This is a genomic window from Ectorhizobium quercum (genome assembly GCF_026552795.1).
Taxonomy (GTDB): Bacteria; Pseudomonadota; Alphaproteobacteria; order Rhizobiales; family Rhizobiaceae; genus Ectorhizobium; species Ectorhizobium quercum.
Map to the genome: position 1 here is coordinate 403,988 of NZ_JANFPI010000005.1, position 12,877 is coordinate 416,864.

General features: G+C 65.3%; 8 protein-coding genes and 1 tRNA gene. 2 read left to right on the top strand and 7 right to left on the bottom strand.

All coding sequences use genetic code 11. The features are described 5' to 3' along the window. Window positions 1–42: 42 nt before the first annotated feature. The 4 genes from NOF55_RS16930 to NOF55_RS16945 all read right to left on the bottom strand — a co-directional run bounded on the left by NOF55_RS16930 (window position 43) and on the right by NOF55_RS16945 (window position 3,988). Entirely contained in the window at window positions 43–1,329 is a 1,287-nt protein-coding gene (locus tag NOF55_RS16930) for a glycosyltransferase (RefSeq protein ID WP_306409915.1), read from the bottom strand. A gap of 30 nt (window positions 1,330–1,359) precedes the next feature. Then, the gene (locus NOF55_RS16935; protein WP_306409914.1) at window positions 1,360–2,097 is read right to left on the bottom strand and encodes an HAD-IIB family hydrolase; all 738 of its coding nucleotides are present in this window, start codon (window positions 2,095–2,097) and stop codon (window positions 1,360–1,362) included. Continuing rightward, window positions 2,094–3,587, bottom strand: coding sequence for a glycoside hydrolase family protein (locus NOF55_RS16940; RefSeq protein WP_306409913.1), 1,494 nt, complete (start codon window positions 3,585–3,587; stop codon window positions 2,094–2,096). The genes NOF55_RS16935 and NOF55_RS16940 overlap by 4 nt, the downstream gene beginning before the upstream one ends. Before the next feature lie 324 nt (window positions 3,588–3,911). Beyond that, a tRNA-His gene (locus tag NOF55_RS16945) sits at window positions 3,912–3,988 on the bottom strand. Window positions 3,989–4,215: 227 nt separating this feature from the next. Between NOF55_RS16945 and NOF55_RS16950 the strand changes: the two genes are divergently transcribed. Together NOF55_RS16950 and NOF55_RS16955 are read left to right on the top strand one after the other, a co-directional pair. Beyond that, the gene (locus tag NOF55_RS16950; protein ID WP_306409912.1) at window positions 4,216–7,629 is read left to right on the top strand and encodes an ATP-binding protein; all 3,414 of its coding nucleotides are present in this window, start codon (window positions 4,216–4,218) and stop codon (window positions 7,627–7,629) included. 462 nt (window positions 7,630–8,091) lie between these two features. After that, on the top strand, window positions 8,092–9,903 hold the full coding sequence (locus NOF55_RS16955; protein ID WP_306409911.1) for an AsmA family protein: 1,812 nt from the start codon (window positions 8,092–8,094) through the stop codon (window positions 9,901–9,903). Window positions 9,904–9,959: 56 nt separating this feature from the next. Here the strand turns inward: NOF55_RS16955 and NOF55_RS16960 are convergent, their stop codons facing one another. From NOF55_RS16960 to NOF55_RS16970, 3 genes are read right to left on the bottom strand one after another with little or no spacing between them, the layout of a single operon-like run. After that, complete coding sequence (locus NOF55_RS16960; protein WP_306409910.1) at window positions 9,960–10,778, bottom strand: ABC transporter permease; 819 nt, start codon at window positions 10,776–10,778, stop codon at window positions 9,960–9,962. 13 nt (window positions 10,779–10,791) lie between these two features. Further along, entirely contained in the window at window positions 10,792–11,703 is a 912-nt protein-coding gene (locus tag NOF55_RS16965) for an ABC transporter permease subunit (RefSeq protein ID WP_306409909.1), read from the bottom strand. Between the two features lie 13 nt (window positions 11,704–11,716). Then, a complete protein-coding gene (locus NOF55_RS16970; protein ID WP_306409908.1) occupies window positions 11,717–12,859 on the bottom strand; it encodes an ABC transporter ATP-binding protein in 1,143 nt (380 codons plus the stop codon). Window positions 12,860–12,877 lie beyond the last annotated feature (18 nt).

Below are 12,877 nucleotides of genomic sequence, written 5' to 3' on the forward strand. Positions count from 1 at the left end.
ATGCGAAAGGCTGCGGCCGCTCATGCAGACATGCAATCCGGATTATGGATCGACGTCGGCCTGATAGGCGTCGTAGCGACCGCGGAACTGCTCGAAGACGGCGATGGTTCGCCGCGCAATGCCTGTCCAGCCGAAGACGCGGCGGGCAAAGCGCGCGCCCTCAACGGTCAGCACCTCGCGCAGCCAGGGATATTGCATCGGCATGTTGATCATCGCGGCGAACTCCTCCGGCCGCTTCGGATCGGCCACGAGCGCATGCCGGCCGAATTCGACCTGTTCGCGCAAGCCGCCGTGGATCGTCGTCACCGTGGGCGTGCCGCAGGCCATCGCCTCGACGGCCGTCATGCCGAATGGCTCGTAACGCGAGGGCAGCGCAAAGACCCCGGGCGCGCGATAATAATCGACCAGTTCCTCGTCGGGAACGTAGCCGCGCCAGTCGATGAAATCGGCAATGCCCGCTTCAGCGGCCACCGCCTTCCACGTATCGATAAGCTCGAAATCGGCTTCGGAATTGCCGCCGACCGCCAGAACCAGCCGCGCCTCCGGCTGGAGGATCCTCAGGGCCGGCAGCGCCTGGATGATCAGGTCATAGCCCTTGTTCTCCGCCGCCCGGCCGACGACATAGACATCGCTCGGCCCCATGTTCAGACGCTGGCGCGCCGCGGCCACCTTGTCGGGCGTCGCGGGCGTAAAGCGGTTCTCGTCGATGCCGGGCGGGATCATCGTGACATGCTCGCGCGGCAGGGCGTATTCGGCCACGATCAGGTCCACCTGCTGCTCCGAGGTCGCGATGACATGGTCGCAGTTGCGGTAAAGGACGAATTCCTTCTGGATGCGCTCCTCGAAGCGATAGCCCGCCATCTCCTCCGCCGTGGCGCCGTGCATGTCGTGCCTTTTCCACCAGCCGAGCGAATGAGGGGTGTGGATATGGGGGATCTGCAATTCCTCGGCGATCTTCTGCCCACAGACGCCGGCATCCCAATAATGGCTGTTGACCACATCGTAGCGCAGGCCGCGGCGGCGGATGGCGGCAAGGGCGTTGGTGATGAAGTCGCCATACCAGTCGTGCATGTCCTCCTTGCGGATGAAATCGGGCCCTCCGAAGGGGATACGCCAGATCCGCAGGTTGTCGTTGATGACGTCCTCGGCCGGCTGGTCCTCGAAGCGCCGGGTCATCACATCGACCTTGTAGCCCAGCCGCGCGAAGCGCTTGGCAAGCTCGAGGACAAAGACCACCTGGCCACCGGTATCGGGCTTGCCAAGCTCAGGCGACCCCGCGACATAGCCATGCAACGAAATCATCAATAGCGAACCGATCGGCTGCGTCATGTTCTTCTCTCCTCTTGTCGTGCGGCACGGTCAGCCGGGCAGGATACCCAGCGCGACGAGCCCCTCCAGGACGCCTGCCGCATGAGGCGCCCGCGCTCGATAGGTCTTGCCCGGAGGCATGGCCTCGATCAGTTCCCGCCGCGCATTGCCGACGGCAATGGCACGGGCTGATAACTCAAACATAGCGAGATCGTTGCCTGAGTCACCCGCAACCACCATCCGGTCGGCCGGAATACCGAGTCTTTCGGCCAGAAACTGCGCTGCCACATCCTTTCCTGCGCCGGGCGCGAGCAGATCGAGGTCGCTTTCTCCCGAAAAGACCGCCCGGACCGGAAGGCCCGCCGCGGCGAGCGCATCCAGCAGCCGGGCGCGGGCATTGGGGTCGGGTGCGGCGAAACTGAGCTTGCCGGCGGTCAGGAACTCGGCGGCGTGGGGGACAAAGCCCATCTCCGTGGCAAGGGCGAAGACGGCCTCGCCCGGCCAGCGGTCGAAGCGGGCGGTCCAGTCCGAAAGCCAGGCGCCGCCCACGCGGATTTGGGTGCCCATGCCGGTGATGATCGCATCCGGCGCGAAATCCGCCGGAAATTCGCTGGCCAGGGTCGCATCGACGCTGGCCGCCGGCCGCGACGAGTTCAGCGCCAGCCGCAACCGGTCGGGATGACGCCTGACGGCCGCCCAGAATTGCTCCAGCGCGCGCCGGTCTCCGGTCAGCGTATCGTCGACATCGCTGACCAGCAGCCAGGGGCCCTCGCCGGGTTCCCCGCTCATTCGCCCGCACCTGCGCCGGTCAGGAGCTCGGGCGCCTGGGTCGCGGTATAGACCATCTCGGGCGCATGTTCGCTCATCGGCCGGCTCAGGGTCTCGATCGTGACGCCTTTCAGGCCGAGCGTCGCGGACTCGACATAGAAGCCCACGGCGCCGGAGAGGAAGCTGTCGTCGACCAGGCTCAGGACCACATGGCCATCGACGGACACTTCCAGATAGGTGCCGTGCGCGACCACCTCTATCTGCCATGTGCCGGCGGAGCTGTGCAGGCGCGCCTCCTGCAACGAATTGTAGCGGAAGGCATGCTCGAATTCGGGCGTGGGATTGGCACCCCAGGCGCGCATCTGGACGATGCCGTTCATGTAGTCGAGCGACAGGTAGTAGCCGTCGCCCTCGTTGTTTGCCCGCAAGACCAGGCCGGTCTTGCCCGGCCCCTCGAGCGTCATCGCGGCACGCAGGCGGAATTCGTCGTACTGGCCGGGCAGCATGAAGGCCTCGAAACCGCTCTTGCTGGCGATGAACAGGCTATCGTCGCGGGTCTCGGCCCGGGCCGTGGAATTGCCGCAGAGCAGCCGGCACTCCGCCGCGGTGCCGAGCGTCAGGCTGCTCGTAACCAGGCCGTCGAAGCCATGATAGGATTTCAGCCTGAGCCGGCCATCGGGAAGGGCGACGATCTCCTTGGGCGGCGGCAGCAGCCTCTTGATGAATTCGCGGCCATTGATGAGCAGTTCGGTCTTGCTGAAGAAGCTGAACAGCAGCAGCCGATCCCCGGCCCGGCAGATGCGGCCGGCATAATTGCCGTGCGGCAGGAGCACATCGTCGCTGAAGTTCTCGTAAGGGCCCTCGATGCGATCCGAATACCAATAGTGGATCTTGGTATCCTCGCGGATCGACCCCATCAGGTAATAGCGGTCGTGGAAATGGAAGAGGTTCGGCACCTCGATGTCGTCATAGAGGCCGGGGCGGTGCAGCGGCGGGCCGAATTCGAAGCGGTCGGGGGCGACCTCGCGGGCCAGTCCCACGCAGCCGCGGCGGATCACCGGCCCGTTCTTCGTCCGCGCCGCGGCCAGCAGCAGGCGCGCGCCCGTTTCGGGTTCGTGAAAGAAGAACGGATCGCGGAAGCTGACCCAGTTACGCCCCTCGTCGATGCCGGATTCATAATGCGGGCCGCCGATCTCCAGCGGATAGGACGCATCGCATCGTGTCCACGCATAGAGATCCGAGGATCGCGCCATGCCGACCCGCTGGACCCGGCCGAATTCCGCACGGGTCAGGCCGGTATAGAACATCCGCCACTGGCCCGGCCGGTCGGGATCGGGAGTGACATGCATGGTCCAGAGCATGTCGTCGTCCCATGCGCCCGGATCGCCGACGAAAAACGCGTTCTTCACGCGCCGCCAGGAAAATCCGTCGGAACTGACCGCATGGGCGATGAAGTCGTGGTTCGGCAGCACGAGATGGAAGAGATGATAAATGCCCTCGTGATAAACCACGTCAACGTCGCCGATGTCTGAGCGGAGAAAGCCGTGCGATGCATACATGCCCCGAATTTGCCGGTCCCGGAGCCAAAGGTAAACCCCTTTTTTAGCCTCGGCTGCGGATGTGAAAGGCAATCCGGGCCCGGCTGCGTGCTGTGCCGGGGCGATCGCGGGCGGCACGTTCGACCTCGACATCGCCGCCGAAGCACCAGGGGGAACGGCCATCGTCCGGGCTATGGCGCCTGTCAGGACGGCGGCATGGACATGCCGGAGACGCCAACCCAAACCGGGCCGTCTGCGACAAAAGCCTGCCAATCATCTCGCTATTATCGGAGAAAATGGTACGGTTGGCTGGAGTTGAACCAGCGACCTCAGGTGCCACAAACCTGCGCTCTAACCAACTGAGCTACAACCGCACATCGAAACGCCACGGGGGCGTTACGGGCCGTCACATACGAGGTGTTTGCCGGTTTTGCAAGCCTCGACGCAGCGCATTCTACAAAAAAATGCGCCGGACCGGAAGCCGCCGGCGCCGGTTAACCCTGTTGGCCGAATGAACCGGCGGGCCGATGGACCCGGGGGGCGTGCAAAGCTATTAACAATCTGTTAATTTCAGTCTCGCAGGAACCTCGACAGGTCACTCATGGTCGCCGCTTACTATCCGTTCATAGACATCGCCGTTCATGAAAAGGTGCGCGCGCATTATGCCGCCGGCGACGCGCTTGCGCTGTTTTCGACGGGGATGGAGCAGGCCCTGTGGGCCAATGGCGCGGGTGCGGCCCTGTTCGACTTTTCCTCCGTCTACGACTTCATCGAGCAGGGGCCAGACCGGCTTTCGGTTTTCTTCCGCCAGCTTCAGGCCTCGGCAAGCCGCCTGGCGGAACCGGGCGAGAGCCGCTCCTTCCTGATGCGGATCGCAACGAGCTTCCGCAGCGCCACGGTGAACGCCACCGCCGAGGTCATCACTCTCGACGACGGCGAAAGGGCGCTTCTCCTTTCCGTTCCGGGCGACACGGCGCAGGCGAACACCGAAAACCGGGCGCAGCAGATGCTGGCCGGCCTCGACGACGACGATACCCATATGGCGGTGCTCGACGCCGAGGGCGGCCTGATCGCCGCTTCGGCCGGCTTTGCCGATCTGGGCGTGACGCCGCACACCGCCCGCACGCTCGTGACGCTGGCGGCGGAAGACCCGGCGGGCCTCGTCAAGCGCCCCGTTCCCACGGTGCGCGGCCACCTGCCCTCCGCCGCGGCGCGGATCGCCGATGGCTTGCACCTGATCCTCATCGTCGAGCCGGAAGCCGAGGCCGAGCCGCCGCCGGCCGTTCCCGTGGCGGAACCGGACGACGCCGTGGCGCAATCCTTCGACGCCGCCGCGCCCGGCACCGCCGGCGAAGACGGCGCGGAAGCCGCGTCTTCCGATGGAATAAACGAGGAAAGCACCGCCGATACGCAGACGCCCGTCGCGGCGGAAGACCCGGCCGTCCCGGCATCGGCTCCCATTGCGGACGACACGCCCGGTGCCGAACCGGCATTTACCTTCGATCCGGCCCGCCGCACCTTCCGCTTCGTCTGGAAGACCGATGCGGAAGGGCGTTTCAGCGACGTGTCGGGCGAGTTCGCCGATGCGGTCGGCCCCCAGGCGGCGGATATCACCGGCCGGTCCTTCGCCGATCTCGCCACCCGCTACGGGCTCGACGGAGACGGGAAGATCAGCGAAGTGCTGGCGCGGCGCGATACATGGTCGGGCAAGACCGTGCTGTGGCCGGTGCAGGGCACGCGGCTGAAGGTTCCCGTCGATCTGGCGGCCCTGCCCGCCTATAGCCGGACACGGGAATTCGACGGCTTCCGCGGCTTCGGCATCGTCCGCCCGGGCGACGCCGTGGATGATCCGGACGGCATCGGCCTGACGATCGGCACCGCATCGGGTGACGGCGCAGCGGCTGCCGATACTTTGGCGGAAGAAGCGCCGATTGCCGAAGAACCCGCTTTCGACCAGGCGCCGTCCGTTGCGGAGAGCATGGCCGACCCCGAGATCATTCCCGAAGACGAACCGGCCGCTGCCGCACCCTCCGATGAGGTCGCGGACATCGCCCGGGAAGACGAGGCTGCCGCGGAAGGCGAGGCCGCCGAGGAAATTTCTCCCGCATCCGTAGATGAAACGGACGATGCTGCCGAGGAGACCGCTCCCGACGAGGGCGAAAACGAATGGCCGTCGGCGGAACCGCCGGCGCTGCGCGTCTCCGAGAATGCGGGACGGCGTCTTTCCGACAAGATCATCAGCCTCGAGCAGCACCGCAGCCGGGCGACGGACAATCTGACGCCCGGAGAACAGGCGGCCTTCCAGGAAATCGGCCGCAAGCTCGAATCCTTGCAGCAGCACGAAGACGGAGAGACGGAAGACGACCAGCCGGCTGCGGAAGCCGGCGTTCCCGGCCCTGCGGAGACCGTCGACGAACCGGATACCGAAACCGCCGAAACGCCGGCGCCGGCCGCGTTCGCCGAACAGGCGCCGGAAGAGCCCTTCGTTCCGGTTCAGCGCGACCCGCAGGCGGACGGGCTGACGCCGGCCATTCTGGCGCAGATGCCGGTGGCCCTGCTCGTCCTCGCCGGCGACGTCCTTTACCATGCCAATCCGGAATTCCTGCGGCTGACGGGTTACGAGAACCTCGACGCGGTTCGCGAGGTGGGCGGGCTCGACGCCCTGCTGCAACGGGCCGACCTCGACGGCAAGGAGCTTGCGACCGGCACGATGATGGTCGTCTGCGCCGATGACGAGGTGGTTCCCGTCACCGCCCGGCTACAATCCGTGCGCTGGGAAAACACCTCCGCGCTGCTGCTGGCGCTGATGCCGGTCGAGCGCGACCAGAGCGAAACCACGGACCTGCCCGCGCCCGAGGCCACCGTGCCGGACACGGACGCCTCGGAAATCGCCCGGCTGCGTGTCGAGACCGACGAGTTGCGCTCTATCCTCGAGACGGCGACCGACGGGGTCGTCATTCTCGGTGCGGACGGCGACATCCGCTCCATGAACCGCTCGGCCAGCGCCCTCTTCAACTACGACAACGATGAAACGCGCGGCAAACCCTTCGTGATGCTCTTTGCGCATGAAAGCCAACGCGCCGTTGCCGATTATCTTTCCGGCCTGTCCGGCAACGGCGTCATGAGCGTCCTGAACGACGGCCGCGAGGTGATCGGCCGCGAGGCGTCCGGCGGCTTCCTGCCGCTGTTCATGACCATCGGGCGCCTGACCTCCTCGAACGGCTATTGCGCGGTCATCCGCGACATAACCCAGTGGAAGCGCTCCGAGGAGGAACTGCGCAACGCCAAGCGCGCCGCCGAGACCGCCAATGCCCACAAGACCGATTTTCTGGCGCGGGTGAGCCATGAGATCCGCACGCCGCTGAATGCGATCATCGGCTTTGCCGACCTGCTCGCCTCCGAGCATTTCGGCCCGATCGGCCATCCGCGCTATGTCGAATATGCCAACGACATCGGCCGCTCCGGCCGGCATGTGCTCGACATCGTCAACGACCTGCTCGATATTTCCAAGATCGAGGCCGGCGAGATGGAACTCGATTTCACGGCGGTCAGCCTGAACGAGACCATCGCCGAGGCCGTGTCGCTGGTGCAGCCGCAGGCGAACGGCCAGCGCGTCATCATCCGCACGGCGCTTTCGCAGGCGGTGCCGGCAGTCGTCGCCGACATGCGCTCCATCAAGCAGATCGTGCTGAACATATTGGCGAACTCGATCCGCTTCACGCCCGCCGGCGGGCAGATCGTGGTCTCGACCTCTTACGAGGCGAACGGCAGCGTCTCGCTGCGCATCCGCGACACCGGCATCGGGATGACGCGGGCGGAACTCGAACAGGCTATGAAGCCCTTCCGACAGATCACGTCCAGCCAGCAGAAGCGGGGCGAAGGAACGGGACTGGGCCTGCCGCTGACCAAGGCCATGACCGAGGCCAACCGGGCGAGCTTCGTCATCCAGTCGGCGCCGAACGAGGGAACGCTGGTCGAGATCGCCTTCCCGCCGCAACGGGTGCTGGCGAACTGACCTTCGCAGGGCGGAAGGCGCAGCGTCAAAAAAAGGGCGGCAAGATGCCGCCTTTCAAGTGGAATGCTGTAAAAACGAGGGGACAGGGCGTCAACATCATGTTCATCGGGGGCCTGGAAGCCCCAAGTCACCCTTTCATCGGATGACCCCAAGTTGGATTCAGAATTGACAAATACCTATTAAAAAAGCGTTAAGCCGCCCCTGCCCCGCAAACACGTTTCCGGCCTCGCCTGCCCCGCCGCAGTTCCGGAAAACCGGGAAGGACTGGCACCGCCATCCGTTTGCCTCGCGGCGGCAAATCCTGTATCGCCTGTCAGCCTGGAGCATTTCCGTTTCAGACGGAGTCACGGAAATGCTCCATCCTTTTGTTTCTATGCATTTCCGAACGGAAAACCGCTACAGACTTTTCCCGGAAATGCTCTAAGCCTGCGGGCCGCGGCTGGTTGCGAGGATGGACACCACATGCAGAACCCGGCACGGGAAAAGCGGACAGTCTGGCGCAGGACGATCCTGCGCGCCGGGCTTCGCGTGGCTGCCGGCTGCGTGCTGGCGGTGCTCGTGCTCTGGCTGTCGCTTCCCCGAATCGTCTCGGCCGAGCATCTCGAAACCGAGCTTCGGACCATGCTGCGCCTGCGCGGCGGGCTGGAACTGGAATCGGGTTCGGCGCCCCGCCTTTCGCTCTGGCCCGTGCCGTCCCTGATCCTCTCGGAGGTCGCCGCCCGGCATGCCGACGGCACGACGCTCTTCGAAGCCCGGCGGATCTCGGCTGAATTCTCGGTGCTGGCCACGCTCGCCGGAAGCCCGCATTTCCCGGAGGTGGAGCTGGACGGGCCCCGCTTTCACCTGCCGGAAACATGGAACGAGCGCCTGCCGAGCAGCGGCGGCGACATCCTCGAACTTTTCTCCGGCATCGTCCGGGAAATCCCGCTCGATCCGCTCATTCTCACCCGACGCGCCTTCGGAGAGCTCACGATCGTCGACGGCTCGCTGATCATGAACGACAGGGCCGGCCAGCTGGCGATCATGCAGGATATCGACGCGACGCTTTCCTGGCCGGACCCGGACGAAACGTTCAAGGGCTCGGCGAGCGCCGACATCGCCGGACACCGCCTGCGCGCCGAGTTTACGGCGCCGCGCTTCCACAGGCTGATCGCCGGCGCGGATGCGCCCGTGGTGCTCGCGCTCGCGCTGCCGGGCGGCGCCTCGCTGCGGGCCGACGGAACCGCAAGCCTGATGGCCTCCGGCTTCTTCAATGGCAATGTCAGCTTCGATGCGCCCGACCTGCCAACGCTCAAGACATGGTACGGACGCATGCCGGAAGGCATGGAAGCCATGAAAACGGCGCGCATCAGGGCCCGGCTGGGAGCCTCCGGCCATATATTGCGCTTCGACCAGCTCGCCTTCACGGTGAACGACACCAATGCGACGGGCATCATGGACCTGGCCCTGCTGCCGGACAGCCTGCCGAAATTCACGGGGACGCTGGCCTTCGAGGATTTCGACATCGGCGACATCCGCAACCTGCTGCCGCTCGCCAACCGGTTCACCAGCGACGAAACCGGAACCGCTAAGCCGCTTGCCGCTTTCGACCTGCGGCTTTCGGCCAGCCGGGCGCGCTTCGGCGAGGCCACGCTGGCAAATGTCGGCGCCAGCGTGCTCATCCGGGCAGATCACGCGCAGCTCGACATCGGCGACAGCGATTTCGGCGGCGGCAGGCTGACCGGCCGTCTCAGCTCGGGCCCGCAAGGCATGGGGCGCGGCGCGCGGCTGCAACTTTCGCTGAGCGACATCGACCTCGCGCTTCTCGGCCAGCGCCTCGGGCTGAGCCAATTGTGGCCGGCGGGACCGGGCTCGCTCGATATCAGCCTTTCCAGCGACAGGCCTTTCACCGAAACAGGGCGCACGGACCTTTCCGGCCGGGCGACGCTCACGGCCAATGAGGGCCGCCTCAACCATTTCCACCCGACGGACCTGCAAGGGCTGGCGGCGCGGACGATGCCGCTGCCGCTATCCGAGATCGGCGCCGCCTTCGAATACAACCGGCTGGACGCCGCGCTCAGGATCGAACAGGGTGCCGTCGACATCGACGCGACGATGCTGGACCATCAGAACCAGCGCCTGCGGATTGCCGGCGGGGTTTCCGACGCAGACGCCGTGAACCTGACGGCGAGCCTTTCCGCGGCCGCGCCGGAAAGCGCGCCACAGGTGACGGTCTCCCTCGGCGGCACGCTGTCGGAGCCTGTCGTCACCGCCGCCGCGCCAGCGGCTCCTTAAGCGCGTCCGGCCTTCCCGCCGCGAGACATCACGATTTGCCGGACCGCCCCGCGGCGTCATCCCACCGCGCGGAAGGCGGCGCGCTCGTCGCGCTGACGCTGCAACTCGCGGCTCTTGGCCATCAGGGACGTCGCGATGACGCCGAGCGTGACGATGCCGACCAGAATGGAACTGATGGCATTGATTTCCGGCGTGACGCCGAGGCGCACCTGCGAATAGATCTTGATCGGCAGGGTCGTCGCGCCAGGACCGGTGGTGAAGCTGGCGATCACCAGATCGTCGAGCGACAGGGTGAAGGCCAGCATCCAGCCCGAAATCACCGCCGGCAGGATGAGCGGCAGGGTGATGACGAAGAAGGTCTTCACCGGCGGGCAGCCGAGATCGAGCGCCGCTTCTTCCAGGCTGCGGTCGAAGACGACGAGGCGTGACTGCACGACGATGGCCACATAGCACATGGTGAAGGTGGTGTGGGCGATCACCACGGTCCAGAATCCGCGGTCGACGCCGATGGAGACGAACAGCAGGAGGAGCGACAGGCCGGTGATGACCTCCGGCATGACCAGCGGCGCATAGATCATGCCGGAAAACAGCAGCCGGCCGCGGAACCGCTGGAAGCGGGTCATCGCCAGCGCCGCGAGCGTGCCGAGCACCGTGCCGATCGTGGCCGACAGCACGCCGACGCGGGCGGTGATCCACGCCGCATCCATCAATCCCTGGTTCGACCACATGTCGCGATACCAGCGCAGCGAAAAGCCGCCCCAGACCGTCACCAGCCGGGAATCGTTGAACGAATAGACGATCAGGATCAGGATCGGGATGTAGAGGAAGGCGAAGCAGAAGGTGAGAACCGTTGCGTCGAGGCGGGTAAACTTCACGGTCTTTGCCTCCTCACACTTTCCGCTGCTGGTTCTGGAAGATGGCGATGGGCACCACCAGCACCAGAAGCAGAAGCACGGCGACGGCGGACGCCAGAGGCCAGTCCCGGTTTCCGAAGAACTCGGTCCACAGCGTCTTGCCGATCATCAGCGTTCCCGCGCCGCCGAGCAGGTCCGGGATCACGAACTCGCCGGTGATCGGGATGAAGCAGATCATCGAGCCGGCGATCACACCCGGAATGGAGAGCGGGAAGGTGATGAGCCAGAAGGCCTTCCACGGCGGGCAGCCGAGATCGCTCGCCGCCTCGAGCAACGTGCCGTCGAGCTTTTCCAGCGTCGAATAGAGCGGCAGCACCATGAAGGGCAGGTAGGAATAGACGATGCCGATGAAGACCGCCGTATCGGTGCGGAAAATCTGCACCTGTTCGTCCGGGCCGAGGAAGCCGATGGTCTGGAGCACCAGCGTCAGCAGCCCTTCCGGCTTCAGGATGCCGATCCAGGCATAGACGCGGATCAGGAACGAGGTCCAGAACGGCAGGATGACCAGCATGACCAGCATCGGGCGGATCGACGCCGGCGCGCGCGCCATGCCGAGCGCCATCGGATAGCCGATCAGAAGCAGGAAGACGGTGGAGATGACCGCGATCCTCAGCGACGAGAGATAGGAATCCATATAAAGCGGGTCTTCGGTCAGGAAGACGTAGTTCTCGAAATCGAGCTGGGAAATGAAGTCGCCGATCGCGGAAAAGCCCTCGAAAACCGGCGTATAGGGCGGCATCGAGATCGCCGTGTCCGACAGCGATATCTTCAAGATGATCAGGAAGGGAGCGAGGAAGAAGAGCAGCAGCCAGACATAGGGCACCAGCACGACCAGCCAGCGGGCCGGATTGGGTTTGTTGCTCAGTTCGGCTTGCACGGCGGCCATCGCAATTCCCCCCTCAGCGCGTCAGGACGAGGCCGGATTCGGCCTTCCAGGAGAGCCACACCATGTCGCCGAAGGTGATCGGCCGGTCGACCAGACGGGCGACGTTGGCCTGCGCGGCGCGCATGGTGCGGCCGGCTTCGTCGCGGACGATGAAGACCGAGAAATCGCCGAGATAGCCGATATCCCACACCTCGCCGTAAAAGGCGTTGACCGAGGTGTCGGCCGGCGGGTCGGGCGAAATCGCCACCTTCTCCGGGCGGATGGCGAAGGCCACGCCGTCTCCCGCCGCGCCGCGGGCCTCTTCGGCGACGGCAACCGAAAGCCCGTCGCAATCGAGCCGGGTCGCACCGGCGCCGCCGGAGACCACCTTGCCTTCGAGGATATTGATGTCACCGATGAAATCGGCCACGTAGCGGCTGTTCGGCGCCTCGTAGATCTCCGCCGGCGTGGCGACCTGCACGACGACGCCCTTGTCCATCACCGCGATGCGGTCGGAAACGGTCATCGCCTCTTCCTGGTCGTGCGTCACGATCAGGAAGGTGAGGCCGAGCTTGGTCTGGATATCCATCAGCTCGAACTGGGTTTCCTCGCGCAACTTCTTGTCCAGCGCGCCGAGCGGCTCATCGAGCAGCAGCACCTTCGGCTTCTTGGCGAGAGAGCGGGCGAGCGCGACGCGCTGGCGCTGGCCGCCGGAAAGCTGGCTCGGCTTGCGCCCGGCAAACGACGCAAGCTGCACGAGCTTGAGCATTTCGGCGACGCGCGCGGCGACCTCGTCCTTCGGCAGGCCGTCCTGCTTCAGGCCGAAGGCGATGTTCTTCTCCACCGTCATGTGGGGAAAGAGCGCATAGGACTGGAACATCATGTTGGTCGGGCGGCGATAGGGCGGCACGCCGGAAATATCCCTGCCCTGCAAGAGGATACGCCCGGAGGTCGGCTCGTCGAAACCGGCGAGCATGCGCATCAGCGTGGTCTTGCCACAGCCGGACGGGCCGAGCAGCGAGAAGAATTCGCGCTCGTAGATATCGAGCGTCAGATTGTCGATGGCGGTGTAGTCGCCGAAGGTCTTGGTGATGTTCTCGAAGCGAATGAAGGGCTTTTCATTGGGATCGTTCCACGGGGAGAACTTGCGTTTGACGGGTCCGAGGGATTTGGCCATGTCGCGCTCCGGCTCTGC

What these genes read in the sequence shown, in the direction of transcription:
- NOF55_RS16970 (WP_306409908.1), bottom strand. Translation starts at nt 12,859, where the DNA reads ATGGCCAAATCCCTCGGACCCGTCAAACGCAAGTTCTCCCCGTGGAAC.
- NOF55_RS16935 (WP_306409914.1), bottom strand. Translation starts at nt 2,097, where the DNA reads ATGAGCGGGGAACCCGGCGAGGGCCCCTGGCTGCTGGTCAGCGATGTC.
- NOF55_RS16950 (WP_306409912.1), top strand. Translation starts at nt 4,216, where the DNA reads ATGGTCGCCGCTTACTATCCGTTCATAGACATCGCCGTTCATGAAAAG.
- NOF55_RS16930 (WP_306409915.1), bottom strand. Translation starts at nt 1,329, where the DNA reads ATGACGCAGCCGATCGGTTCGCTATTGATGATTTCGTTGCATGGCTAT.
- NOF55_RS16965 (WP_306409909.1), bottom strand. Translation starts at nt 11,703, where the DNA reads ATGGCCGCCGTGCAAGCCGAACTGAGCAACAAACCCAATCCGGCCCGC.
- NOF55_RS16955 (WP_306409911.1), top strand. Translation starts at nt 8,092, where the DNA reads ATGCAGAACCCGGCACGGGAAAAGCGGACAGTCTGGCGCAGGACGATC.